The organism is Methanobrevibacter sp., from assembly GCF_045636185.1.
Taxonomy (GTDB): Archaea; Methanobacteriota; Methanobacteria; order Methanobacteriales; family Methanobacteriaceae; genus Methanocatella.
The window spans coordinates 1-25,217 of the sequence record NZ_JAZTXC010000111.1; the positions used below are offsets into that span (position 1 = coordinate 1).

At 31.7% G+C, this 25,217-nt stretch carries 25 protein-coding genes; 12 read left to right on the forward strand and 13 right to left on the reverse strand.

Annotated features, from left to right (window positions below; genetic code table 11):
* The coding region (rhuM, locus tag ACKI3Q_RS06300) for a RhuM family protein (RefSeq protein WP_407415353.1) at positions 1-1,010 on the reverse strand (1,010 nt) is incomplete at its 3' end.
* A 313-nt stretch (positions 1,011-1,323) separates the two neighbouring features.
* Here rhuM and ACKI3Q_RS06305 point away from each other — a divergent pair.
* Positions 1,324-1,521: a hypothetical protein gene (locus ACKI3Q_RS06305; RefSeq protein WP_407415355.1), complete on the forward strand. Its 198-nt coding sequence runs from the start codon at positions 1,324-1,326 to the stop codon at positions 1,519-1,521.
* Positions 1,522-1,682: 161 nt separating this feature from the next.
* Here ACKI3Q_RS06305 and ACKI3Q_RS06310 read toward each other — a convergent pair whose 3' ends face one another.
* Complete coding sequence (locus ACKI3Q_RS06310; RefSeq protein WP_407415357.1) at positions 1,683-2,456, reverse strand: serine protein kinase RIO; 774 nt, start codon at positions 2,454-2,456, stop codon at positions 1,683-1,685.
* A gap of 30 nt (positions 2,457-2,486) precedes the next feature.
* Positions 2,487-2,792, reverse strand: coding sequence for a translation initiation factor eIF-1A (gene eif1A / locus ACKI3Q_RS06315; protein WP_296794631.1), 306 nt, complete (start codon positions 2,790-2,792; stop codon positions 2,487-2,489).
* A 107-nt stretch (positions 2,793-2,899) separates the two neighbouring features.
* On the opposite strand from eif1A, the gene glp reads away from it, so the two are divergent.
* Genes glp through ACKI3Q_RS06330 form a run of 3 tightly spaced genes read left to right on the forward strand, consistent with a single transcriptional unit; the run spans position 2,900 to position 4,890 of the window.
* Complete coding sequence (gene glp / locus ACKI3Q_RS06320; RefSeq protein WP_407415359.1) at positions 2,900-4,123, forward strand: gephyrin-like molybdotransferase Glp; 1,224 nt, start codon at positions 2,900-2,902, stop codon at positions 4,121-4,123.
* A 28-nt stretch (positions 4,124-4,151) separates the two neighbouring features.
* Positions 4,152-4,616 carry a GyrI-like domain-containing protein gene (locus ACKI3Q_RS06325; RefSeq protein WP_407415361.1) on the forward strand — a complete coding sequence of 155 codons (465 nt, stop codon included), beginning with the start codon at positions 4,152-4,154 and terminating at the stop codon, positions 4,614-4,616.
* Positions 4,617-4,626: 10 nt separating this feature from the next.
* Positions 4,627-4,890, forward strand: a complete 264-nt coding sequence (locus ACKI3Q_RS06330; RefSeq protein ID WP_407415363.1) for a hypothetical protein — start codon at positions 4,627-4,629, stop codon at positions 4,888-4,890.
* A 3-nt stretch (positions 4,891-4,893) separates the two neighbouring features.
* Here ACKI3Q_RS06330 and ACKI3Q_RS06335 read toward each other — a convergent pair whose 3' ends face one another.
* Genes ACKI3Q_RS06335 through hypD form a run of 4 tightly spaced genes read right to left on the reverse strand, consistent with a single transcriptional unit; the run spans position 4,894 to position 8,339 of the window.
* On the reverse strand, positions 4,894-5,259 hold the full coding sequence (locus ACKI3Q_RS06335) for an SseB family protein (RefSeq protein ID WP_407415365.1): 366 nt from the start codon (positions 5,257-5,259) through the stop codon (positions 4,894-4,896).
* A 7-nt stretch (positions 5,260-5,266) separates the two neighbouring features.
* The gene (locus tag ACKI3Q_RS06340) at positions 5,267-6,574 is read right to left on the reverse strand and encodes a TldD/PmbA family protein (RefSeq protein WP_407415367.1); all 1,308 of its coding nucleotides are present in this window, start codon (positions 6,572-6,574) and stop codon (positions 5,267-5,269) included.
* 10 nt (positions 6,575-6,584) lie between these two features.
* On the reverse strand, positions 6,585-7,289 hold the full coding sequence (locus ACKI3Q_RS06345; protein WP_407415369.1) for a phosphoglycolate phosphatase: 705 nt from the start codon (positions 7,287-7,289) through the stop codon (positions 6,585-6,587).
* A 3-nt stretch (positions 7,290-7,292) separates the two neighbouring features.
* Positions 7,293-8,339 carry a hydrogenase formation protein HypD gene (hypD, locus tag ACKI3Q_RS06350; RefSeq protein ID WP_407415371.1) on the reverse strand — a complete coding sequence of 349 codons (1,047 nt, stop codon included), beginning with the start codon at positions 8,337-8,339 and terminating at the stop codon, positions 7,293-7,295.
* Positions 8,340-8,423: 84 nt separating this feature from the next.
* Here hypD and ACKI3Q_RS06355 point away from each other — a divergent pair, with 84 nt between their 5' ends.
* The 3 genes from ACKI3Q_RS06355 to ACKI3Q_RS06365 are packed head-to-tail and all read left to right on the forward strand — an operon-like array spanning position 8,424 to position 11,872.
* Entirely contained in the window at positions 8,424-10,094 is a 1,671-nt protein-coding gene (locus ACKI3Q_RS06355; RefSeq protein ID WP_407415373.1) for a cytidylyltransferase domain-containing protein, read from the forward strand.
* 8 nt (positions 10,095-10,102) lie between these two features.
* Complete coding sequence (locus tag ACKI3Q_RS06360; RefSeq protein WP_407415375.1) at positions 10,103-11,122, forward strand: N-acetylneuraminate synthase family protein; 1,020 nt, start codon at positions 10,103-10,105, stop codon at positions 11,120-11,122.
* A gap of 48 nt (positions 11,123-11,170) precedes the next feature.
* Complete coding sequence (locus tag ACKI3Q_RS06365; protein WP_407415377.1) at positions 11,171-11,872, forward strand: tetratricopeptide repeat protein; 702 nt, start codon at positions 11,171-11,173, stop codon at positions 11,870-11,872.
* 134 nt (positions 11,873-12,006) lie between these two features.
* Here ACKI3Q_RS06365 and ACKI3Q_RS06370 read toward each other — a convergent pair whose 3' ends face one another.
* The 4 genes from ACKI3Q_RS06370 to ACKI3Q_RS06385 form a co-directional block, all read right to left on the reverse strand.
* Positions 12,007-12,723, reverse strand: a complete 717-nt coding sequence (locus tag ACKI3Q_RS06370; protein WP_407415379.1) for a type II CAAX prenyl endopeptidase Rce1 family protein — start codon at positions 12,721-12,723, stop codon at positions 12,007-12,009.
* Between the two features lie 50 nt (positions 12,724-12,773).
* Complete coding sequence (locus ACKI3Q_RS06375; protein WP_407415381.1) at positions 12,774-14,291, reverse strand: NERD domain-containing protein; 1,518 nt, start codon at positions 14,289-14,291, stop codon at positions 12,774-12,776.
* Between the two features lie 129 nt (positions 14,292-14,420).
* On the reverse strand, positions 14,421-15,980 hold the full coding sequence (locus ACKI3Q_RS06380) for a glycosyltransferase family 39 protein (RefSeq protein WP_407415383.1): 1,560 nt from the start codon (positions 15,978-15,980) through the stop codon (positions 14,421-14,423).
* Positions 15,981-15,989: 9 nt separating this feature from the next.
* Positions 15,990-16,832 (reverse strand): UbiA family prenyltransferase, encoded by an 843-nt coding sequence (locus ACKI3Q_RS06385; protein ID WP_407415385.1) that lies wholly within the window; start codon positions 16,830-16,832, stop codon positions 15,990-15,992.
* A 133-nt stretch (positions 16,833-16,965) separates the two neighbouring features.
* Between ACKI3Q_RS06385 and ACKI3Q_RS06390 the strand changes: the two genes are divergently transcribed.
* The 3 genes from ACKI3Q_RS06390 (at position 16,966) to ACKI3Q_RS06400 (ending at position 20,896) form a co-directional block, all read left to right on the forward strand.
* Positions 16,966-18,060: an inositol-3-phosphate synthase gene (locus tag ACKI3Q_RS06390; protein ID WP_407415387.1), complete on the forward strand. Its 1,095-nt coding sequence runs from the start codon at positions 16,966-16,968 to the stop codon at positions 18,058-18,060.
* A 202-nt stretch (positions 18,061-18,262) separates the two neighbouring features.
* Positions 18,263-19,969 (forward strand): sodium-extruding oxaloacetate decarboxylase subunit alpha, encoded by a 1,707-nt coding sequence (gene oadA, locus ACKI3Q_RS06395; protein ID WP_407415389.1) that lies wholly within the window; start codon positions 18,263-18,265, stop codon positions 19,967-19,969.
* A gap of 156 nt (positions 19,970-20,125) precedes the next feature.
* Positions 20,126-20,896, forward strand: a complete 771-nt coding sequence (locus ACKI3Q_RS06400; protein ID WP_296807620.1) for an SDR family NAD(P)-dependent oxidoreductase — start codon at positions 20,126-20,128, stop codon at positions 20,894-20,896.
* 86 nt (positions 20,897-20,982) lie between these two features.
* Here the strand turns inward: ACKI3Q_RS06400 and queC are convergent, their stop codons facing one another.
* Positions 20,983-21,660, reverse strand: coding sequence for a 7-cyano-7-deazaguanine synthase QueC (gene queC / locus ACKI3Q_RS06405; RefSeq protein ID WP_407415391.1), 678 nt, complete (start codon positions 21,658-21,660; stop codon positions 20,983-20,985).
* On the reverse strand, positions 21,657-22,826 hold the full coding sequence (gene larC, locus ACKI3Q_RS06410; RefSeq protein ID WP_407415393.1) for a nickel pincer cofactor biosynthesis protein LarC: 1,170 nt from the start codon (positions 22,824-22,826) through the stop codon (positions 21,657-21,659). The genes queC and larC overlap by 4 nt, the downstream gene beginning before the upstream one ends.
* A 203-nt stretch (positions 22,827-23,029) precedes the next feature.
* Between larC and ACKI3Q_RS06415 the strand changes: the two genes are divergently transcribed.
* Positions 23,030-24,070, forward strand: a complete 1,041-nt coding sequence (locus ACKI3Q_RS06415) for a phosphatidylglycerophosphatase A (protein WP_407415395.1) — start codon at positions 23,030-23,032, stop codon at positions 24,068-24,070.
* 360 nt (positions 24,071-24,430) lie between these two features.
* Positions 24,431-25,213 (forward strand): adenosylcobinamide-GDP ribazoletransferase, encoded by a 783-nt coding sequence (cobS, locus tag ACKI3Q_RS06420; protein ID WP_407415397.1) that lies wholly within the window; start codon positions 24,431-24,433, stop codon positions 25,211-25,213.
* The last annotated feature ends 4 nt before the right edge of the window (positions 25,214-25,217 follow it).

A 25,217-nucleotide genomic window follows, 5' to 3' on the forward strand; every position in this document is an offset into this window, starting at 1 on the left:
TTAATGGATTTTATTAGGTTATCAAAATCAGATTCATAATTTCTATCCTGATCTATTCTGAATTCTTTATACTCGTTAATCGCATGAGCTTTAGCTTCAACAGCTGAAACTTTGCCTTTTCCTTCCAGCAGTGGCAATTGGCTTAATTCAAGATATCCGTAAAGCAAGATTTTCCAGTCTTTCATGAATGTTGGTTTTTGGGAATTTGCCCTTGTCTCTGCCAATGTTAAAAAACCGTCAACCAGCGTATTCAGTGAATCCAGTTCCATTTCGTTTAAGTAGTTTTTTGAAATTACCACGTCTGCCTGAAGGATTTTTCCATGAGGAGCATCTTCCCATGTTGTAAGTCCCATGTTAACTTTGGTTTTGTCGCTGCGGGATTTTATGATTTCAGCGGCAGTCTGGCCGGTTATGGCAAAAAGCAGCATGTTCTGCACTGTGGCAAAGAAGTCTTTTGTTTCATCGCTATCCAGATTGTAGTCGGCACTTGTTGCATAAAGGTCAGTGATTTTCTGGTTGAATCTTCTCTCTGAAGCTCTTATTTCACGGATTCTTGAAAGCAAATGGTCGAAGTAATCTTTCCCGAATCTTGTGCCTTTTTTCAATAACTCATCATCAAGTGCAAAACCTTTTACAATATACTCTCTAAGCACTCCTGTTGCCCATCTTCGAAAGTGTGTTGCCTGTTTACTGTTTACGCGATAGCCTACTGAGATTATGGCATCCAGGTTGTATAATATTGGCTGTGTTTTCGCATCAGGGTTTATAATAACGTTTCCACTATTAGTGGAATCGTTCGGATTGAAGGTTACTTCTGATTTTACCAGCTCTCCAGACTCAAAAATATTGGTTAAATGTTTACTTATGGTTTTGATATTTTTACCGAACAATTCTGCCATCGTTTTTTGTGTGGTCCACATTGTGTCATTTTCAGAATCAATAATTACATCTATGACCACTGCTCCGTCTTCACTGGTATATAATAATGTTTTTACAATCTCATTATTCATATTATAAGCTCCAGGTATCTAAAGTTGATATAATAATAAGTAGGTTTATAAGGTATATAAAAGATTAGAGAGAGCATTTGCAAAGTAAGATTTTAAGCTATTGACAAGTAGTCTTTTGTAGAATTTCATTAGTTTAACTTTATAAATTAAGTTACCTTCCCTGTATACTCTAAAACCTGAATTCCTTAAAGAATTTCAGAAGTGTTACGGGATTGGTATTTTCAAGATTATAAAATGCATGATACTTTTTATTTATTAAAAAAGAAATCAATGGTAGCAAAATGTAGTGTTAACAGATGTTAGGTTAAAATACTTGGATTTGAAAAGGAAATTAAATTCCCTAAAAGTTCATTCTCTTGATGATGAGATTGTTCTTGATGCTCACGATTTTAATTTAAGAAAAAATTTTCTTTTAGATTTCATAACTTTTGATGGAGATTGTCATAATGGTGTATCTCAAATTCAAGAGTTTCAATTTAACAATATTAAGGGAAAAGAGAATTATTTTTAATTCACTCAACAGTCCATTTTTTTCATGAATATATATAATGGGGGGGGGGTATTGGATAATTCAAAGATGCTATTAATGTTTGAAAAAGTCAGTTAATGTATAAAATCATATCTTATGAAATATCAATTTCCAGTCTTAATACTCATGATTCCAACAGTTAATTAAAATTTAGGGTCAACATATTCCCAAACTTCTTCAAAACTAGTTTTCACACCTAATTTAGTGTATTCACGAACAAGGGTGTTTATATCTCTTTCAAGCAATTCTTTTGATATTGGGTTGTCCAGAACCACGGACTGAGAAACATCAATGATTACAGGAGTTTCATCTTTATTTAATATATTGTAATTGGATAAATCCCCATGTGATAGTTTAGCATCATTAACAAATTTTTTCAATTCAACCAGTAATTTATTGAAAAATTCATCGGGATTTTCCGGTGGTTTATTTTTAACAGGCTGTGCGGGATTTCCATTTTCATCGCCAATAAATTCGATTAATAATACATTATTTGCACTGGTAATCGGTTTTGGAACAGTTACTCCAGCATCATACAGTCTAGTTAAGTTTTTAAATTCCTTTGTCACCCAGGAATAAATGATTTTGCGTTTATTTTTGGTTTTAACGTTAAATCTTGGATCTCCTTTAAGGTAATAATCCATTTTTTTAAAATCAGATGTAGCAATTCTATAAATCTTAACGGCTACAAATTTTTCATCATCAGTAATCCCCATAAGTACATTAGCCTCTTTTCCCGTACTTATAGCTCCATTTAAGATGTCAATATAACCTTGATTGGCTAATTTGTACAGTGTTTCTAAAGTAATTTTATCAAAAATTTCATTCCCTGTTTTTCTATCGGAACTGTCTTTCTTTCTTTTTTCGGAATGAATTTTTTCATGCTTGGCATCGGCTTTTGCTACTTTTGAATCCATTAAAATCAGTAAAAAAGGTAAATGGTGTGGTTACATTTTTAAGTAACCTTTTCTTTCAAGCCAGTTAGATTCGGTTTTGGTGTATCTCCAGATTACATCTCCTTTTTCATCGGATTGGAAATCCCAGGGTTTTACAAGGATAACGTCACCTTCACGAATCCAAATACGTTTTTTCATTTTTCCAGGAATTCTAGTCATTCTAATGTGTCCATCTGCACATCTAACTTTTAATTTTCCATGTCCCATAATTTGTTCGACTACTCCAGGAATTTCTCCTTTTTTAGGAGTTCTAACTCTCCTGTACTCTTGTTGGTTATTGTTATTAGCTTTAGACAAATACTCTCCTCCAAACTTAAAATATAAATCATAATTATATAAATTATTTATATATTTATCAATATACTATATATTAATTTATTGGATTTTATTAGAAAGGTGTTTTAATGGGTACCGAATTTTTAAAAATAAAAGAGTGCGATGAAGCACAGGATATCATTCAAGATTTATTTGAAAAGTACTGTACTGCTCAAAGTGAAGAAATTAACTGTGAAGATGCTTATGGAAGAGTATTATTCAATGATGTTTATAGTAGAATGGATTTTCCTCCATTTGATAAAGCATTGAAGGATGGTTTTGCAATTTTATCAGAGGACAGCTATGGGGCTAGTGAAGAATCACCTAATACATTAGAAATTATTGATTTTCTGGAAGCAGGTTCCATTACAGATAAGAAAGTTGAAAAAGGTAAATGTGTTGAAATCAGTACTGGAGCCGCAATGCCTGAAGGTGCTAATGCTGTTGTAATGGTTGAATACTCAGAAAAATTTGATGATAAGGTTAATTTACTCACAACTGCTACTCCTTCTCAGGATGTTGCCAAAAAAGGTTCAGACATTGAAGAGGGTAAATTAATCCTTGAAAAAGGAGATATTTTAACTCCGGGAAAAATTGGAGTTTTATTGTCACAGGGCTTTAAAACAATTGAAGTCTTTAAAAAACCAACAGTTGGAATCATATCTTCCGGAAATGAGATTACAATGCAAGGGCAGGATTTGCCTTTTGGTAAAATATATGATGTTAATGGAAACATGATTAAAAATGATGCTGTTTCCTGTGGTGCTGATGCAAAATTTTTAGGAGTTGTTCGAGACAATTACGACCAAGTTAAAGATAAAATTCAAGAAGCATTGGAGGATGTTGATGTTTTATTATGCTCTGGAGGTACATCAGCAGGTCTTGGAGATGTAATAAAGCATGTTCTGGATGAATTGGGTGAAGTTCATATTCATGGAATATCTGTTCAGCCAGGAAAACCAACAATTGTCGGTGTCATCAATGAAAAATTGGTCATTGGTCTTCCAGGCAATCCTGTGTCTGCATTAATGATATTTAATGCATTTGTTGCTTCCCCGTTATCTAAAGTAGCAGGAATTGAAAAAGAATTTGAACAAAAAACTATAAAAGGAGTCATGACAAGAAGAATTCACTCTCCTGTTGGACGTATGCAGTATCAGCTTGTAAAGGTTGACGGCAGCGATGTACATCCTATATTCAAAGATTCAGGAGCAATTTTTTCCTTATCCAGTGCTGATGGTTATGTAAAAGTTGAAAAATCAGTTGAATTGTTAGATGAGGGTGAAGAAGTAGAAGTTTATTTATTCAATTAAATTTAAATTATTATTATAAGGTGAAATTATGGAACATGAAATAAAAGTTATTCCTGATCAAAAATTAGCGGTTATTAATTATAAAGGTCCAATCACTGATTTAGGTCTTTTAACTTCCAAATTAGCTGATTGGGTTGATGCAGAAGAAATAAATACTGTAGGTGAACCATTTGTAGTCTATTATTCACCAAGGCATGAAGTAAATGATGGTGATGCTGTTTATGATGTGGGTATTGTTGTTGACGATGATGATGCTGTTGATACTGATATGATTCGTGTAGTCGATATGGTTGAACATAAGATGTTGTGTGGAATCCATGAAGGACCAACAGACAATATTTTAGACAGTTATGCTGAATTGGTCGATATTTCCCAAGCAAATAATTATGATATCATTGGTTCACCGAAAGAAGTTTTCATTAAAGGTTTCCATAATTGTGATAATGATGAAGAATTTATTACAGAAATTCAATTACCTATTATTGAAATGTAGGTGATATGATATGGCTAAAAAAGAAGAAAAAGAAAAAAAATTTGATGTAGATAAAGAAATGGAAAGATTATCTAGGTCAACTAATGTAAAAATCATGAAATCAGAAAATTCTTTTGAAAACAGATTAAATCAATTGGATAAAGATATCGAAAATGCAATATCTTCAAAAGAAAAGTTATTTGATGAAACTAAAGATTTAACATCAAAACACATCATGACTGATTACACTGACAATGCATTGGAAAGATACAGGAATCAGTTAAAAAAAATTTAATCTTTATTCAAATATTCTTAGAAATGAATCCATTGGCAAAGTAACACCATATTTGCTAAATGGATTTATAACCACACCACAGATATTTTCAGGATTGTTTCCAATCATTTCAGCCAATTCTTTAGTGTAAATTTCTATTGCAGTAAGATGTCCATAAACTTGTGAATCATCACTAAATAATGGAATAAACATTTGTCCATCATCATCTGTAATTTTTGCAGGGTTAAATTGGAAATCTTTAACATTAGATGTTACTTCAATAGGCATTATTAATTTTGCATTTTTGATTTCTTCAATTAATGCATCATTATCCTCTTTAGTTGCATCTTCAGGATTAATATTTAAACGCTCTTTCAATTTTGAATTCATATTATCTTTATAATCCAATAACTTTTAGGTCATGAACAATGATTTTAGGAATAATAAATGATCCTTTTTGTTTTATTTCAGATTTAAGGCCATCACATTTTTTCATCAATTCGAAGATATTTCCAGAAATCATAGCTTTTTTAACACCGTCTGTGATTTCTCCGTTTTCAATTGTAAATGCATTACTTGCTTCTACAGAAAAGTCTCCGGAAATTGGATTTGCAGTATGTGCTCCTAAAACACTTGTTGTCAATATTCCTGAGTCAATTTCATCTAATCCTATTTCATTTTCAAATCTAAATTCAAGATTGGATGGGGATGTTCCTGGTGTTGATAAGTAGGATGCCCTGTAACCATTTGAAGTGCTTTCGCATCCTGCTTTATTTGCAGTGTAAATATCATATAAAAATGATTTTAAAACTCCATTTTCAACTAATGTAGTTTTTTTAGATGCAGTTCCTTCACCATCTGATTTCACAGTTCCCATAGCACCTTCAAGTAACGGATTATCAATAATTGAAAGATTGGTACTGGTAATTTCAGTGTCAATTTTGTCGTGAAGAATGGATCTTCCTCTTAAGACATTTTCACCAATAAATCCTTGAATAAATGTTGAAAGCAGTCCTGATGCAGCATAATAATCAAGAACAACATCACACTCTTTTGTTTCAATAGCTTTTGAATTTAATGAGTCTTTAGCTAATTTGCACACGTCATCAGTTAATTTCTCATATTCCAAGTCGAGTTCCCTTGTAGAGTTATAATCATAAGCTGTTGCAATTTGTCCATCTTTTTCAATAGTAATGGATAATCCTCCACTGAATCCAGTGTTTTTATCAGAAATGGAGACTCCATTTGAGTTTAATATCAGGTCTTCGCTTTTTGCTGCTGAAAAGCCTGCAGATGTTATATCACAATTATTTTCCTTTGAGCGTCCTATAATATTCTCTAAAAATTCGCAGCATTCATCCAAACTCAAATCATCAAATTTTTTATCATATGTTCCTTTGACATCACTAACCTTTTCAACGCTTGCGAATTCATAATTTTTATCAACTTTATTTAATTTAGCATTTTCCAGGGCTTTTTGTGCAGTTTGTGAAATTTTATCTAAATCTGAGGTGTATGCAAATCCAATTTTATCGTCTTTTATTACACGGATTCCCACACCTTTTTCAATCTCTTTCTTTGCAAAATTTAAAACATCCAGTTTTGTTTCGACTTCAATAAGTTCACTATTATCTATATAAATTTCCCACTGGTCTGTATATTTTTCAACTTCCCTAACACATTCATCTGCTATTTCATATATCATACTATTATCCTCATAATGCAAATTTTTCAATAGCTTCAGCCACGCCATCACCAAAGTTATTTTCACAAACATATGTACTGATGGCCTTTAAAGAGTCATCCGCATTTCCTACAGCTACTTTTACTCCTGCTTCTCTTAAGAAATCTTCATCATTTTCACTATCTCCAATAGCCATCACATTTTCCATATTGATGCCGTTTTGTTCGCATAGCCTTCTCAATGATGTTCCCTTATTTACTCTTTTATCAGTAACATGGTAAGCAAAACCACTATCGTATAGTTCTAATTCATCAATATGTTCGTAATCTTTAAGTATATCCTCAATAATTTCCCTTTCAATTGTTTTGTAAAATACTATTTCAGTTGCACGGTAATTATTGTCATGTGAGGCATGTTTTGAGTAGTCATCTCCTAATTTTTCTTTAAGATGAGATTCGGCTTTTTCAATATATTCTCTGTTTACTAAAATTTCAACGGCATTGTTATTATAACCCTCTTTGAAAATCATCCCACCGTTTTCTGCCACAAGTCCTCCACTACAACCAATTAAAACTTCGGCAGCATATGCGTAATTGACTACATTTCCAGTTACAATAATTGTTGGAATTCCTTTTTCTTCAGCTGCTCTTAAGGATTCAATAGCGGAAATGCATATTTTTCTTTTTTCATCAGTTATTGTTCCGTCAATATCGACAGCTATTGCTTCTATTTTCATAATTTATCTCCTTGAATATCTGTGTGCAATGTTACAAGTTCCTTCTTTACTTACCATACATGCTCCGATAGGGTGAAGCGGATTACATTCTTTTCTAAATAATGTACAATCTTCAGGTCGTTTAAGGCCTCTTAATATCGGTCCACATATACATCCTTTCGGTGCTTCTTTAACGTCCTTAACTTCGATGTCGTATTTTTCACGTGCATTAAATTCTGAAAATTCATCTTTTATCTCTAAAACGGAATTAGGTATTTTTGGAAATCCTCTCCATTCTCTGCTTGCGACATCAAAGACTTCGCCAATCATTCTTGTTGCAATCTCGTTTCCTTCTTCCTTCACTGCTCTTGCATATTCATTATCTATTTTTGGTGTATCATTGTGAATCTGTCTTAAAATCATATAAACGGACATTAGAATATCTAAAGGATTAAATCCCGCAACAGCCTGAGGAATACCAAAATCCGTAGAGAAATATTCGAAAGGTTTGGTTCCAATTATTGTACAAACATGTCCGGGTTGAATTAATGCATTTAAGCTTGTTTGGCCCGAATTGATTAAGAAATCAATTGCTGGAGGTATCAGTCTGTGACAGGACAAAACGGAAAAGTTTTCAGGAGGTGTAGATAATATTTCTGCTGCTGTTGTAGGTGCAGTCGTTTCAAAACCTGCTGCCATGAATACAACATCATTATCTTCTTTTTCAGCAATTTCGATAGCTTTATTAATTCCATAAACAATTCTAACATCTCCACCTTCAGCTTTAGCATCTGCAAGTGATCCATTTGAACCAGGAACTCTTAACATGTCTCCAAAGGTTGTTATTGTAACTCCTTTTTCAACTAATTCCAGACATTCATCTATCTCACGGGATGGAACAACACATACCGGACAGCCTGGACCTGCAACAATTTCCACTTCGTCGGGCAAAAGGCTTCTAATACCGTTTTCCATAATTGTATGTTCGTGTGAACCACATACATGCATTATTTTAACGGGTGTTGCTAACTTGTTAATTCTATCTAATAGTTCTTTTGACATATTTTTCATGATTACACCAAAGATTTAAATTATAATATATTAATATTAATTATAGATATTAATTAAATTTTTTTATTATATTTAGTGATAATCATGTTTGATAACAATAAAATTTTAGTAGTAATTCCTGCGAGAGGTGGTTCAAAAAGAATTCTTCGCAAGAATATCCGTTTACTCGCTGATAAACCATTAATTTCTTATGCAATTGACATCGCTAAATCTTCTCAATATGTTGATGATGTTGTAGTATCCACAGAGGATTCAGAAACTGCTTCAATAGCTGAAAAATTTGGGGCAAGTGTTGTAAGGCGTTCTCCAGATTTGGCCGGGGATCTAATTCCAGTTGACCCTGTTGTTTATGATGCAACTGTACAAAAGGAAAAAATAGCATTTGATGAGTATGATATTGTAATTACAATACAAACAACATCCCCTCTTTTGAAAACAGAAACTCTTGATAAGGCTATTGAAAAATTCGCAGATTTTAGTATTGATACTGTCATTTCTGTCATGTCAAATAAACATTTGAGTTGGGGATATAACGAATCAGAAAATCGTTATTTTCCATTATATTCAGAAAGGCTTCCTTCAAAATATCTTCCTAATGAATATATTGAAACAGGAGGAATATTTGCAACAAGAAGGGCTTTTATGACTCCTAATTCTCGTTTAGGAAATAATATTGATTTGATTGAAATTTCTCAGGAAGAAAGTATTAATATTGTTTCTTATGAGGACTGGTGGGTTGCTGAACGTTATATTAATAGGAAAAAAATTGCCATGATTGTCACGGCTAATAACGATATGGGCGTTGGCCCGATTCAGAGGTCTATTTCTTTAGCTTCTAAATTATTAAGTGATAATGTTTTATTTTTCCTTGATGAAAATCATCAACTCGGTATTGATATAGTTAAGAGTTTTAATTTTCCATTTAAAGTATATGATGGTGAAGATGAGTTATTCAAGTTATTGGAGGAATTTAATCCAAAAATTGTTGTCAATGACATATTTGATACTACCAAGGAATATGTTTCCCATCTAAAAGAAATGGGATTTTTTGTAATTAACTTTGAGGATATTGGTGTCGGTTCAGAAGATGCAGATGTGGTATTTGATGCACTGTGTGAACATGATGGTGGTTTTGGAAACATTTACAGCGGATATCAATATTATTTATTAAGGGATGAATTCTATTTCCAACCTAGAAAAATTGTAGGCCCTGATGTTAATGATGTATTGATTGCATTTGGAAGAAACGATACAAATAATCTGACTGAAAGGGTACTTGAATCTGTTCTTGATAGTGGTTATGCTGGCAGAATTGATGTTATCATTCCGTTTAATTATCAGCATAAAGATAAGCTGATTCAAAAATATGAATCCTACAATAATGTTCAAATTTATAATAATATAAAAAATATTAGTGACTTTATGTTGCGGGCAGATATTGTATTTTCCTCTGCTGGTCGAAAGATGTATGAAATTTGTTCTGTTGGAACTCCTTGTATTTGTATTTGTCAGAATGGCCGTGAACAAACTCATGATTTCGGATCACCTGAAAATGGATTTATAAATATGGGTCTTGCAGACACATTATCAAATGAGGAGATTACCAATCAGTTCAAATTGGTTTGGCAGGATTTTGAGTTAAGGCAGAATATGAGTAATTTAATGAAACGTGTTGACTTGAAGCATGGTTTTGAAAATATATGGTCTGTTGTTGAGCAGAAATATTGGGCATCAGATTTTGAACAAAGGCATTAGGTGTTATTATGAACATTTTTTATAAAAAACCATTTTTAATAGCAGATATTGGTGTTAATTATTATGATATTGCTCAAAAAGAAGAAATGTCCATTATGGATGCTGCTAAATTAATGATTTTAGAAGCCAAAAGGGCCGGTGTTGATGCAGTAAAATTTGAATCTTATAAAACTGAAAACATCATATCCAGCAAATTTCCGGAACAGTTTGATTTATTTAAAAAATATGATGAATTTGGTCGCGATGAATTTTTTGAATTGTATGAGTACTGCAATGAATTGAAGTTAAAATTTTTATCAACTCCGCTAGATTTTGAATCTGCAGATTATTTGGATGAATTTATGGATATTTATTCCATTGCATCATCTGACTTAACGAATATTCCATTTATTCAATATATTGCAAAAAAAGGCAAACCTATGTTATTATTAACTGGCGCTGCCACATTAAATGAAGTTAAAAAGTCGGTCAGAGCTATTGAAGAAGTGTCAACAGTTGACATTGCGATAATGCATTCTGTATTGGCTTATCCTACTGAATATAGGGATGCAAATTTGGCAATGATTAAGGATTTGGCTCAAAACTTTCCGGAGTATGAAATCGGTTATTCAGATCATACAAAATCTGATCCTAATATGTTTGTTTTAACGACGGCATATAATTTTGGTGCAGACATTATAGAAAAACATTTCACATTAGATAAATCTCTTCCGGGCAATGATCATTGTCATTCAATGGATGTTGAAGATGTCATGACATTCAAAATGCATATTGGTTTTTTATCTCAGATTAAGGGGATGAAAAACAAACAGCCTCTGATATCTGAATCTTCAGCAAAACGTAATGCAAGAAAATCCGTTGTTGCTAAAAAAGATATTAAAAAAGGTGATGTTATCACGTTAGGCGTATTAACATTTAAGAGGCCAGGTATTGGAATATCTCCTGCTGAAATTGATGAAATTGTGGGTAAAACCGCTTTAGTTGATATTGCCAAAGATACCTTGATTGATTTTAACATGATAAGTTAAAGGATAACTTTATTAACATTCATGCTAAATTATTAATTGGTGTTTTATGTGAAATTTTGTTATGAATGTGGTTGTAAATTAGAGGGCAATGAAGAAATTTGTCCTGAATGTGGTGAAGTTTTTAAAAATACTCAAAACCCTAATGATTTCATGGAATCTACTTTTAACCAATTTTTAGAAGATATTGACCAATTAAAGGATAATGCTGTAGAATTTATGAAAGATGTTGATATTGATGATATATTGGATGATTTCTCTATAAATTCTAAAAGGGCATTGAACCAAGATGCTTTTTATGTTGCTAGAGCCCGCAGAAAATTAGAAAATGCTGGCGATAATCAAAGAGTAATATATCTCTGTAATAAAGCATTACTTGTTGATGAGAGAAATTGGGAAGCTTATTATTTGAAAGGAAGAGCTTTAATTAACTTGGGAAGGTATGATGAAGCTATTGATGTGTTACTCGATAGCTTAGCTTTAAATGAAGAAAATCTTGAAGCTAGGGAATATATTGCAAAGGCATCCCGTTTAAATGGTGATTTGGATTATTCACTCAAAGTTTATGATAGTATCTTAAACATTGATGATAAATATTATGAAGCTATTTTGGGCAAAGCTTTAGTTTATTTCCAGTTGAAAGATTATGCTGAAGCAAATAAATTATTTGAAGAAGCAAATAACATATCTTCTGTTGAAGGATATGCCAAACATAAATGGGATTTCTGTTTGGAAAAAATTAACAAAGAATGAATATTAATTTAACATTAATATCATCTTTTTTTTTAAGAGGAAAATCAGCATTGGATTTTCTTTTTAAAACTTTTTTTTTTTATTTTGAACAATATTTTTTTTGTATATGGGGAGATTATACTGGGCTAAAGTGTTTATCCCAAATTCAATACATTAATTATATCAGGTATTGAATCTACTATTAAATGAATGAGATATGACACCACTACATTTTTAGTTTGTAAATAAGCATATAATTCAAATATTGATCCAAAACCTTGAATTAATAATATTTGTATTATTTTTCCACCATAAGCATTATAATGAAGTAAACCGAAAACGATTAAAGTTACAAGAATGCCTGAAATTAAAGATAGCTTACGATTATTTGTGTATTTATACACGCCAAACATGATGAGCAGTAAAAGAAATATCTTAAAGAACTCTTCACCCCACAACTGTATAGCTTGGAATGTATAACTGGCTAATGTTGGCGCTGAAGAACTACTGCTATGGCTTGCCAAGTCAACCCCTAGCGCAAGAAGTAAGATTGCTATTATTATGGTGTATAAATAATTTGCAATAACACAACCTATAATAAGTTTTACATCCTTTAATCTAGGTATTTTAAAGAATATACTATAATTTCCTTTACAAACATACAACGCAGGAACTACACCCAATAAACAAAATATTATTGGAAACAAATTATCTATTAACGGCAGAATTTTTGTTGTAATATTAATTGCCATTAAAATAACTGCGGCAAGTAGAATGAACCACTCTATTTTGGACAACTTTGGAATACCATTATAGAAAGGAATATCCGTCCCGTCTTCTAAAAATTCAAATTTTTCTTTTAAATTAAACATTTTTTATGTCCTATATTTAAAATATTCTAAATTAAAAAAAAGAAAATAAATTAAAATTCTGAAGAACAATCTGCAGAATATTTGTTAAGCAATACTGCACATTTATCTATGGTTTCAGAATTTAATTTAACAGTAGTATTTTGAATTGTATTTAATAATTCTTCGATAAATAAGTCTTCATCAGTTAAAGGCATATTTATAACAACTACTTCATTATTAATAAAACCTACTAACGGTTCTACAAAACAATTTTTAATATTATTTTCATTAAGGAAATTAATTAAATCTTCACCTAAAGCTAATGCTTTTTGTTTAATTGCATTATCCTGTGAAAATTTAGCTTGTTTTGTTGTGTATCTAAAGCGTCTTTGATTTCCTACTTGCGCAATCTCAAATTTTTCTTCATCTTGATCAGCAGATTTAATTAATTCAATATTTTCATTTTCAGAATTTAATCTGCTTTTTGGATTGTACTTTTGGGAAAGAAGCGCATAGATTCCTGTAGGTCCAACTACAACATGGTTAATTCCAACAGGTGAAGTTGGAGTTTTAACATTATAGAATACGTAATACTCTTCAGGCAATGTTAACAAGTGTTCTCTGATGATTCTTGTTCTGATAGTAGTTTCCTGAGTATCTTTAGTTCTATATAATCCAAAAGCTATAATGACGATTGCTATTAATAAGGCCGCAAGTCCTATTCCACTATTAACTAATATAACTTCCACAATACTTATAATAAATATAACAACACCTGCTATGATGATATACTGGTCTTTTGTTAAGTTTTTCATATCAAAATCAGGACCATCATTAGCTAATCTTTCAGTTGCTATGATTCCATCACCCGGTTCAGCAATTGCAAATTTTTCCATCAGGTTTCCGAATCTTCCTGAAGGTTCATCTTCAGGTATGTATTGATAATATACATCCATTCCTTTTAAGAATTCATCTTTAAGGAAACTTTTTAATATATCATAATCATTGGATCTTGGAACTGAAAATTCTTTACTGAATTTAGACAAAACTGGTTCTGGAATTGATGTCCTAGCAGTTTTTGGTGTCTTTTCAATTTCCAATCTTTCTTGTTCAAGTTCTTCTTCTGCAACTTTTTGCATTCCGTCCTCTGAAAAGAAAGTTTCAAGTTTATCAGTAATGGATTTTATGGAGCGGTCGTTTTCAACTGGTTGTTCTCCTTCAGGCACATTTTTTTGATTTATTCTAAGTTCAGCAAGTTCTTTTTTCCTCTCATCAATATATTTATCTAATTCTTTATTCATTTCTGAATCAAGATATCTTAAAGAACCTCCACAGCTATCACATTCATAGTCTAGTATATTGTCGTTTGATTTGATTTTATATTTTAATCCACAATCTTCGCATTGTACAATTTGTGAATTATCATATTTTATTGAATTAAATAGTCTATGACTTTGTGATTCACTATTAGAATAATTTTCTAAAAGTTCTAAGTCTCCTGCACATGAAGAACACTCAAATGATGAAATATCGTCATTATCATCGAGTTGGTATTTAGCACCACAGTTCTTACAACATACAACTTTCATAATATCCTCTTAAATTTACCTTTATATTATTAGATATGATTAGTTTTTATTATTAAATATATTCATTTGTTGTTTATATTTAATTATTATAAAAAATTGGAAAAATTTAAAATTGTGTAAATTTTTCTTTCATGTATTTTTCCGGTATAAGTGCAGATTTTCAATCTGTGTCACTTCAGTATAATTTGTTAAGTTCTTTTGCTTAATATTCGATATATAATAAGTAACATTGCTGTCCAGGATTTTTTGAGGGTTACTGCTTTCTATTCCTGGGGAATTTCTACCTAAATACCAGTAATATGGACGAATATTATAATTTCCAATTTGAATATTTTCCCAGTTATCAACATTTTCTTTAATGTAATTAGTCATTTTTTCAGGTGCATTGAATTCATTTGTTTCTTCAAATGTATGTACAAATGCAAATCCTTGAATTAAAAAGAGTACAATTAAAATTATTGGCAATATGTTTTTTCTATTAATTTTAGCATTGATTTCATCAACAGCAACCATTATAAAGTATACTAATGGGGGAAAAATCGGAATGATATACCTATTGACCTTTACGATGTAATATGATTGGAATGTTAAATATGCCAAAATCCAGGCCAGCATAAAGAATCCCATTTTATATTTGCTGTCTTTTCCAATCAAAAATAGTCCAATCATGGTCATTATTATTGTAATTGTTGAAGTGAACCATGAAAACGTGATTAATGCAATTAAACATATTATTATTCCTGTAATTTCTGTTTTTGTAAACTCAAACTTATTTCTTTTAACCCATAATGCTGCACCCACTATTAGAATTAAAAATACTAATCCTGCAAGGGGTGTTGGATTATTCAGTGCAGGTGTCTTAGCGACAAATGTAGTATTTGAGGATGAAATAAAATTTCCCATATTTGCAAGATAATATCCAAAATCAGGATTATAGGAATTATCATAGGTTGATCCGAGATTTCCCCCTACTCCACTACTAAGCAATCCATCAAAAACTAAATTCCCATCGCCCATTGTCGTAATTGTCGTGGTAATTATTGCAAATAATATGATTGCAAAAGCAACACCTATTAAAATGAATTTTATCTCTTCACGATTTATCTTAAATGAATTTTCATAAAAATAATATAGTAATAATGGAGGCAATACTAAACCGACTGTGTATCTTGTGAAAAATCCAATAACAAATAGTGGAAAGACGACAATATAATATTTTGGATTTTTCTTCATTGCTAAAATTACAAAGTATACAAGCCAAATCGTAAAAGTTACTGCAGGAATATCTAAACTGCCGTTTGCAAGCCAAGCTAAATTAAGTGCAAGAGTGGCATATATGATTGCTCCAGTTAAACTTAACAGTTTATCAAATCTAAATCTCAAAAGCAAATAAAGTCCTATATTTCCAATTATTGCCAATATTCCAGTTACTATAAAAATTGCTACTTTGTCAACATAACCTAAATCGAATATGAGGGACGTTAAAAAACAGACAATGGGAGAAAGATAAATTGATTTATTTGAATGAATATTGGTTCCTGAGTAGTATAATGCATTTAATAAATAAACATAAACGTCAGAACAATAGATTCCTAATTTGGTATTAAAAATAATGTAATATACTACGAGCACAGTGCTTATTATGGTAAGCAATAGCAGTTCCTTTTTGTCTTTTATATTGAATTCCATTTAAATCACTTAAAATGATCCGATTGCAAATGAAACAAATGCAATCAACATCCCGATTTTTAAATATTTTGAAACTTTGGAAGCAGTTTTCACGTCCTGATTTCTGATAATTAAAATTGCCGAATAAACAAATATTATTACTGCAATAGCAATTATGGCTAAGTAAAATATATTAAATATGTTTTGGAAGTATAATGACGGGCATAAAATACAATCTATGATAATTAAAATAAACGTTATTATTGCAGATAATTTTTTACCATAAAGAATAGGGAATGTTTTTGCACCTTCAGCTTTATCTCCTTCAATATCCTCAATATCTTTTGTTATTTCACGTGCAGTTGTCATTACAAATGCAAAAAAGCCTAAAAATGCTGAAGTATATATCATTTCTGGAGTTCCAATAGCAAATCCTCCAAATACAAAGCATAAGCCGGTCATGAATCCAACAGTTAAATTTCCGATTAATGGTGTTGATTTTAATTTGTATGCATAAATATAAAGAATTATGTCTGAAATTAATACTATTAGAAATGGAACCCAGTTCTTGGTTAGATAACTAATTAGAAAACCACATATTGTTCCACCTAAAAATAATCCGTAAGCATAGTTTCTAGCAGTTTTAAGTTGAATTCTGCCTGAAGGTATTGGCCTTTCTGGTTTATTGATTAAATCGATTTTATAATCAAAATAATCATTAATCACATTTCCGGCACTGATTTCAAATAACACTGCTAAAATTGCAAGTATTATTGGTATGGAAATTGTATGGGATACAATAGCCACAAGTATGATTGCTATCATCGCCATCATCACATTCCCTGGTCTTAATATTTCAATATATGGATTCATCTTTTTTCCGCCTATGATTATTTACTTATTAATTATATACTTAAACAATAATTATATAAACTATGTAGAGTAATACATATATTAGTATATTATTTATTTAATTTATATTATTACATTTTAGCTGGTGTTAAATTTGGAAAAAATTAAAATAGCGATAGTGGGAATGGGTAACTGTGCAAGTTCCCTTATTCAAGGAATTCATTATTACGATGGGAAAAATCCTGAAGATGCAATCGGATTAATGCATTGGGATATTGGTGGCTATAAACCAAGTGATATTGAAGTTGTAGCGGCTTTTGATGTTGATAAGAGAAAAGTTGGTAAAACAATTGATGAGGCTATATTTGCCAAACCAAACTGTACTACTGTTTTCCAAGAGGATATTCCAAAATATGATGCAAAAGTAAGTATGGGTCATGTTTTAGATGGTGTTGCAGATCACATGTCTAACTATGATGAGGAATTTACATTTGTTGTCAGTGATGAAGAACCTGTTGATGTTGTAGAAGTTTTAAAAGAAAGCGGTGCTGAAATACTTGTAAATTACTTGCCTGTTGGATCAGAAGATGCCGCCAGATATTATGCACAATGTGCACTTGATGCAGGTGTTGCTTATGTAAATTGTATGCCTGTATTTATTGTAAGTGATGATGAATGGGATGCTAAATTCAAAGAAAAAGGAATTCCAATTGTTGGCGATGATATTAAAGCTCAAATTGGTGCTACCATTACTCATAGAACACTAGCTAGTTTATTTATGGATAGGGGTGTTAAATTAGATAAGACCTATCAAATTAATACTGGTGGTAATACTGATTTTCTTAATATGCTTAACAGGGACAGATTAGACTCTAAAAAAGAATCAAAAACTGAAGCTGTCCAATCAGTTCTTAAAGAAAGAATGGATGATAGAGATATTCATATTGGACCTAGTGATTATGTCCCATGGCAAAATGATAATAAATTATGCTTCCTCAGGATGGAAGGACGTACTTTTGGGGATGTTCCAATGAACATTGAACTCAGATTAAGTGTTGAAGATTCACCAAACTCTGCTGGATGTGTCATTGATGCAGTAAGATGTTGTAAAATCGGTTTGGAAAGAGGTATTGGTGGACAATTAACTTCTATTTCTTCATACACTATGAAACATCCTCCAATCCAATATACTGACGATGAAGCATATGATAATGTTGAAAAATTCATTTCCGGCGATTTGGAAAGATAATTTTTCAATTTCTTTTTTTTAATATTTCAGATTGAATTATTTTAATCTTTTGAAAATTATAAAATAAGCATTTTTTACTATTTTTTTAAATGAGTGTTGTGAAAATTTCACAAATTTATTAATATAAGTAATGATATATATTAATACATAAGGTATGAAATTTATAAAATTTTTTCAAAAATTTAAAAGAGGTGTTTATTAGATGGCAAAAGTAAGAATTACTGAAACTGCACTTCGTGATGCCCACCAATCTTTGCTTGCAACAAGGATAAGAACAAGGGACATGATTCCTATTGCAGAAGAAATGGATAAAGTTGGTTATTTCTCTGTAGAAGCATGGGGTGGAGCAACTTTCGATACTTGTATCAGATATTTAAATGAAGATCCTTGGGAAAGATTAAGAAATTTAAAATCTGAATTTAACAATACTCCTATTCAAATGCTCTTAAGAGGACAGAATTTAGTGGGATATAAACATTATCCTGATGATGTCGTAACTAAATTCGTTGAAAAATCTTATGAGAATGGTGTAGACATTTTTAGAGTTTTCGATGCTTTAAATGATATAAGAAATATGGAAAAAGCAATTAAAGTAGCAAAAGCCCAAGGTGCTCATGTACAAGGTACTATAAGTTATACAATAAGTCCTGTTCACACATTAGATGATTTTGTTGAATTAGCTAAAGAACTTGAAGCACTTGATTGTGATTCTGTAGCTATTAAGGATATGGCAGGTTTAATCACACCAACTGCTGCTTATGATTTAGTATCAAAATTAAAAGAAGAAACAGATTTGCTTGTGGATTTGCATTGTCACTGTACTAGCGGTATGACTCCAATCAGTTATTATGCTGCTTGTCAAGCGGGTGTTGATATTTTAGATACAGCAATCTCACCATTATCTTGGGGAACATCACAACCTCCGACTGAAAGTATTGTGGCAGCATTACAAGGAACTGAATATGATACAGATTTGGATTTAAAACAATTGTCACATATTAAAGAATACTTTGATGATATTAAAGATAAATATGCTTCTATTTTAGATCCAATTGCGGAAAGTATTGATGCTGACGTTTTATTATATCAAATTCCTGGTGGAATGCTTTCAAACCTTGTTTCTCAGCTTAAAGAGCAAAATGCATTAGATAGATATGATGATGTTCTTGATGAAATGCCTCGTGTAAGAAAAGACATGGGTTATCCTCCACTTGTAACTCCGACAAGTCAAATTGTTGGTATTCAGGCTGTAATGAATGTTTTAGGTGGAGAAAGGTACAAAACAGTATCTAATGAAGTTAAAGAGTATATGAAAGGTAATTACGGTAAACCTCCAGCACCTGTTGATGCTGAAATTTCTAAAAGAATCATTGGTGATGAAGAGGTAATTACTTGCAGACCTGCAGATTTATTGGAGCCTGAATTTGATAAATTCAAATCTGAAGGTATGAAAGAAGGGTTTGTAAAATCTGATGAAGATGCATTGACTTATGCTTTATACCCACCAATAGCTCCTAAATTCCTTAAAGGTGAAGCTGTTGAAGAAGATCTTGCTAGTCATCCAATCGAGGATTCTGAAATCGGAATTCCAACACAATATAATGTTGAAGTTGATGGTGATGTATTTGAAGTTAAAATCATGCCAACTGGATTCATGGAAGTTGAAGATACAGAAAAAGGACCATTCACTCCAGTTGAAGGCGGTGTACTCTCTTCAATGCAAGGTATGGTAATTAAATTAAATGTTAATGTCGGAGATAAAGTATCTGTCGGTTCAACCATTGCAGTAATTGAAGCTATGAAGATGGAAAACGATATTCAGTCTGAAATTGACGGTACTGTTGAAGAAATCTTCGTAGAACCTGGTGACGCAGTAAGTGCCGGAGATATTTTAATGGTTATCAAATAGATAACCTATTTTTACTTTTTTTTAAATATTTTTTATTATTGTTTCCAAATATATGTTTTTTTCAAAATAATTTGGGTATGTATAAATATTACTTTTTTTATAACTAATATTATCAAAGTTTCATGTAACTTTGAATTATTATTAGGAGACAAAAAGATGAAAAACTACTTTGACATTAAAGACAAAGTCGCTCTCGTTACTGGAGCATCTTCCGGTCTTGGTTGGCAAATTGCTCAAGCATATGCTAGTCAAGGAGCTAAATTAGCATTATTTGCAAGAAGAGAAGAAAGACTTATTGAAAACAAAAAAACATTGGAAGACGAATATGGGGTAGAAGTAATGTATGCTGTAACAGATGTCGGTGACCCTGAAAACATCGCTGAATCTGTTAAAAAAGTAGTGGATCATTTTGGAAGAATCGATATCCTTGTAACTGCTGCTGGTATGGGTAACAACAAACCTGTTGTTGATCAAAGCGCTGAAGAATGGGATAGACACATCAAAATCGATTTAAGTGGTGTTTACTACACTTGTGCTGAAGTGGGAAAAGTAATGATTGAACAAAATTATGGTAAAATCATTAACATTGGTTCAATCCACTCTCGTGTAATCTTCCCTGGTGGAGGAATTTCTGCATACTCATCAGCAAAAGGTGGAGTAATGAATTTAACCAAAAACTTAGCTGTTGAATGGGCTAAATATAATATTACCGTTAACGCAATCGGACCTGCAGTATTTGCTACTGAATTAACTACCGAAAGTATTGAAATGGAAGGATTCATGGATTTAATTGCAGCATATTGTCCAATGCAAAGACTCGGTGAACCTGGTGAACTTGACGGTCTTGCAATTTACTTTGCATCCGATGCTTCAAGCTTCTGTACTGGTCAATTAGTTTGTGTAGATGGTGGTTGGACAGCTATTTAAGTGTAATTTCTAATTACACTTCTTTTTTTTATTTTTTAATTAAAATAAGTATTTTCCACTAATTACTAGAATTTTCTAGTAACAGATTATTTTTCATATTTTGTCAAATCTTTAATTCCTGCTTTTTTAAATCCTCTTTTTCTTCTCATGCAGCTTTCACAGACGCCACAATGTCTTTCTGTACCTTTATAGCAAGAGTAACTTAGTTCCATTGGTGCATTAACTTCAAAACCTAATTTAACAATTTCATCTTTATTCAAATCTATAGCGGGTGCCTTTATTTCGATATTTATTGGTGAACCTACTTTGAACAATTCATTAAAACTTTTTAAATATTCTTTTGAATTGTCTGGGAAGGTATTGGCCTCTTCCTTGTCCCATCCGACGATTATTATTTCTGCACCAATACTTTCTGCAAATGATGCTGCTATGGATGTAAAGACAGTATTTCTGGCAGGAACCCATACGCTACTTGCACTTTCTGTAGATTTTCCCATATCATCCAAATCATCAAATTCAACTTCGGGAATATCTTCTTTTGTATTTAAACTTGAGGTACTAATTTCTGCCAGCCAATCTAAATCTATCACAGAATGTGTAAAGCCCATCTTTTCACAAATCTTTTTGGACGCTTTTAGTTCTTGTTTAAATGCTTTTTGCCCATAATTAAATGTTATGGCATGAATATCATAATCCTTTGCATACACGCTTGCCGCTACAGTACAGTCAAGTCCTCCGGATAATACTGCTATTGCTTTTTTCATCTTATCATCTCCCTTACTTCCCTTAGGCTAAGGCCGGTATCTAGAGCAATTCTTTTTAAATCTTCATATTCTGGCCTATTGGAAATTATCTTCCCATTAACATAACCTATTTTGAAAGTAACTTCATATTCTTTATTTTCTATTTTAAAACTTTTTTTAATGAATTCTCTTTTTGCTATTCCTCTGTGGATGTTTGGTGCTATTCTAATACCCAAACTTCCTGTTTCTTTAAATATTAAGTTAACTATTTCATCTCTTTTCTCTTTTCTAGAAATAACTTTCAACAAGCTGCCCTGTCGATTTTTTTTCATTATTATTGGTGTTATTGACACATCTGATACTCCAGCATCCAGCAATTTATCAAACAAGTAACCTATTTCTTCACCGGTTAGATGATCAAGGTTTGTTTCAATAACATCAATCTGGTCATTTTCATTAATGTTTTCAGATTGAATAACTCTTAAAACATTCGGATGGTCAAAATCTTTACTTCCGGCTCCGTAAGCTAATTTATCACTTTGAATTAATGGAATAAACTCTTTTATTTCATCGCATAACTCGGCATAAATTGCACACCCTGTTGGTGTTGCAATTTCGCTTGAAACGGGACCTCCCTTAAAAGGTATTCCTTTCAATATTTCTAAAACTGCAGGAACGGGGACAGGCAGAATTCCATGGGCGGTTTTGACTTGACCTCCGCCTACTGATATTGGAAGGCCAATTATCTTTTCTTTATCTAAATTCAGGGAATAGTATGCCCATACGGAACCAATCACATCGGCTACCGCATCGCTTGCACCAACTTCATGGAAATGTATTTCGTCTAAACTTTTTCCATGGACTTTTGACTCGGCAATAGCTATTCTTTTAAATATATTTAGGGATGTTTTTTTAATGTTTGCATCTAAATTTAAGTTATTTATTGCATCGACTAATTCATTATATAGGACATGGCTTTTTTTATCAAGCATTTCAACATGACAATACATAGCATTTATTCCATTTTTATTAACTTTATCAAAACTCACATTAACTTCACCAATAATGCCGGCTGATTTTTCCATAACTTCCCTTAATTTTATTTCATCAGCACCCAAATCAACCAATGCTCCAATTATCATGTTTCCAGATATTCCGCTTCCTTGTGGGTCTATAATGATTGTCATAAAAAATTTCTCCTAAAATATTTTTCATATAAACATTTAATAATAGTTTTGTTTAAATAGTATTAATAGTATTGGTGATTTTTGTTGCATAATAACAATTTTTTTAAATTGACAAATCAAGTCCAGATTTAATGTGGCTGATAGATATGCTATTATTCATATTGTTGGTTAAAGCAACATATTTTAAGAGTTAAGGTGAAAGAATGAATAGAATAAATGTTGTAGAAAAAGATTATGCGGTTTTTATCAATAATCCAAAAAATTTTCTCTCAATCAGTGATTTTACAGTCGGTGGCGGAATCAATGTGGTTGAAAATGTTAATATCATAAAATCTAAAGAAGGTTTGGAATCCGCGAAACATTCACTTGATCAGGATGAAAGACATTACATTGCTCAGGAGTCAGAATCACTACACTATTTTAAGAAATTTTATAAAAATATGGGCATGTATACATTTATTGAAAATGATTTGATTATTCAGGATTTCACAGACAAATTACAGGTTGCAAATTCACCAAAAGGTTTTCATGAAGCTAAAATTGACATAAGCAATGTCATATATGTAAAGAAGGTTTTATCTAAAAAGGACTTAGTTAAAATATTTAAACGGGTTACAAAATTTAAAGCAAAATATTTGGCTAGTTTAAATTTGCCGCTTCACATTAATAATATTTTAAATAATAATGATTTTTTAGCTGTTTTGTGTGATGTTCCAAAAAATGAAAATTTTGCATTTGATGATATTGATATCGATGAATTAAACATTGAAGTGGCAATTAAGGAATCTGTAGATGAAGCATTTAAAAGATTTGAATTAACATTTGGAATTCTTGATTATCTGGTCTCTAAAGGCATATTAATTGGCGACATGGTTGAAGCAGGAATGGAATTGATTGATGATAGCGATGTAACAGAAGAGCTGAAAGAAAAAATGGAAATTCAAATATTGGAATCATTGGCTGATATTGATGTAATTACATTGTTAATGTCTGCAATAAGAATTGAACAAGACTTCTCTGAAAATAGGTTAAGGGAAATTAACATTGGCGATAATCCTGCTTTATATGCGGATGATGTTTTAGGGTTAGCTATTGCAAATCACATTGGGGGCACTAAAGCAACATTTAATTTCAAAATTTATCAGGAAGTAAAACCTGGAATAATATATGGTCTTCCTCCAGTGTTGGATGATGGTTTTGCAGGTTTAATTGCCGGATGCATTTCAAAAATATTGTCTGGGTAATTAATTTAATTATCTTCCGGTGGTTGTTTGGCAGCGGGAAGAGGTTTTTTCCATATCAATTCTCAGGGTGGTGCGGAACCCTGTCCTGCAGCACCTTATTCCGATATTAATGTAAAAGATACTTCTCTTCTTTAACTTTTGGATTCAAAATTATTCAAGTCACTTAGAGACAGTCATATTCTTTTGAATGAACATGATGGTGGCTGTGTTTTGTTTGAACATAAGGATAAAGTAGAAAGATTATTGGATGATTAATTAACATGAAACTTTAATATAATATTATAGAAGATATAATTATAAAGAATGTATGATTAATGTAATTATTTAAATTTGGCTGTAATCAAATTTTGAGGAATAAAAATGGAACATGATGATTATTTTAAAGAGGAGGGATTTTCACCTGTAAAATCTCTTTTGGGATTATTGACTTTTTCAACAATTCTTCCCATTAATGTTTTCACTTCAATTGAATACATGACTCGTTTGGTATGGTGCTGGCCTTTCATTCATTTGCTTATAGGCTTTTTGGCAGCAGTTTGCGGATTTGTCTTTGGACAATTATTCCATTTAAATACATTTTTCACAGCGGTAATAGTATATGCATTTTTAATGCTGATAACGGGTTATAATCATCTTGACGGTGTAATGGATATGGCCGATGGGGTCATGGTTCATGGAACACCTGAAAAGAAAATTAGTGTTGTTAAAGACTCATCTGTTGGTGCTGGTGGTATAGCAACATTATTTTTGGTGGCTTCACTAACAATTGCCGGATTGAATAATATTTTAGATTATAATTTTATTATGGGTATTGTAATTTGTGAAATGGTAGCTAAAACTTCCCTTTTGACTACGGCTTTAAATTCTAAACCGTTGACTCCTGGAATTGGAAGTTATTTTATATTGTCAACCAATTCATTTAACTATACCATATCTTTAATTGTTGTGGCAATTATATCCTTCTTATTGGGTGGTGTAGTCGGATTGGTTGGGCTTGTTGGAGCTATTATTTCAGGATTTTTAATTTCCATTATTGCAAAAAGAAATTTCGGTGTTGCAAATGGGGACGTATTGGGAATGAGCAATGAGGTTGGAAGATTAATGGCTTTGCTTTTCATGTCAATAGCTCTTTATTTTGTATAATTTG

Bases quoted from the DNA above. Each gene is read 5' to 3' on its own strand.
- ACKI3Q_RS06370 (WP_407415379.1), bottom strand. From the start codon at position 12,723: ATGTTTAATTTAAAAGAAAAATTTGAATTTTTAGAAGACGGGACGGAT.
- ACKI3Q_RS06355 (WP_407415373.1), top strand. From the start codon at position 8,424: ATGTTTGATAACAATAAAATTTTAGTAGTAATTCCTGCGAGAGGTGGT.
- ACKI3Q_RS06400 (WP_296807620.1), top strand. From the start codon at position 20,126: ATGAAAAACTACTTTGACATTAAAGACAAAGTCGCTCTCGTTACTGGA.
- ACKI3Q_RS06325 (WP_407415361.1), top strand. From the start codon at position 4,152: ATGGAACATGAAATAAAAGTTATTCCTGATCAAAAATTAGCGGTTATT.
- ACKI3Q_RS06310 (WP_407415357.1), bottom strand. From the start codon at position 2,456: ATGGATTCAAAAGTAGCAAAAGCCGATGCCAAGCATGAAAAAATTCAT.
- hypD (WP_407415371.1), bottom strand. From the start codon at position 8,339: ATGAAAAATATGTCAAAAGAACTATTAGATAGAATTAACAAGTTAGCA.
- ACKI3Q_RS06340 (WP_407415367.1), bottom strand. From the start codon at position 6,574: ATGATATATGAAATAGCAGATGAATGTGTTAGGGAAGTTGAAAAATAT.
- ACKI3Q_RS06380 (WP_407415383.1), bottom strand. From the start codon at position 15,980: ATGGAATTCAATATAAAAGACAAAAAGGAACTGCTATTGCTTACCATA.
- glp (WP_407415359.1), top strand. From the start codon at position 2,900: ATGGGTACCGAATTTTTAAAAATAAAAGAGTGCGATGAAGCACAGGAT.
- queC (WP_407415391.1), bottom strand. From the start codon at position 21,660: ATGAAAAAAGCAATAGCAGTATTATCCGGAGGACTTGACTGTACTGTA.
- oadA (WP_407415389.1), top strand. From the start codon at position 18,263: ATGGCAAAAGTAAGAATTACTGAAACTGCACTTCGTGATGCCCACCAA.
- ACKI3Q_RS06375 (WP_407415381.1), bottom strand. From the start codon at position 14,291: ATGAAAGTTGTATGTTGTAAGAACTGTGGTGCTAAATACCAACTCGAT.
- larC (WP_407415393.1), bottom strand. From the start codon at position 22,826: ATGACAATCATTATAGACCCACAAGGAAGCGGAATATCTGGAAACATG.
- ACKI3Q_RS06335 (WP_407415365.1), bottom strand. From the start codon at position 5,259: ATGAATTCAAAATTGAAAGAGCGTTTAAATATTAATCCTGAAGATGCA.
- ACKI3Q_RS06330 (WP_407415363.1), top strand. From the start codon at position 4,627: ATGGCTAAAAAAGAAGAAAAAGAAAAAAAATTTGATGTAGATAAAGAA.
- ACKI3Q_RS06385 (WP_407415385.1), bottom strand. From the start codon at position 16,832: ATGAATCCATATATTGAAATATTAAGACCAGGGAATGTGATGATGGCG.
- ACKI3Q_RS06345 (WP_407415369.1), bottom strand. From the start codon at position 7,289: ATGAAAATAGAAGCAATAGCTGTCGATATTGACGGAACAATAACTGAT.
- ACKI3Q_RS06415 (WP_407415395.1), top strand. From the start codon at position 23,030: ATGAATAGAATAAATGTTGTAGAAAAAGATTATGCGGTTTTTATCAAT.
- cobS (WP_407415397.1), top strand. From the start codon at position 24,431: ATGGAACATGATGATTATTTTAAAGAGGAGGGATTTTCACCTGTAAAA.
- ACKI3Q_RS06360 (WP_407415375.1), top strand. From the start codon at position 10,103: ATGAACATTTTTTATAAAAAACCATTTTTAATAGCAGATATTGGTGTT.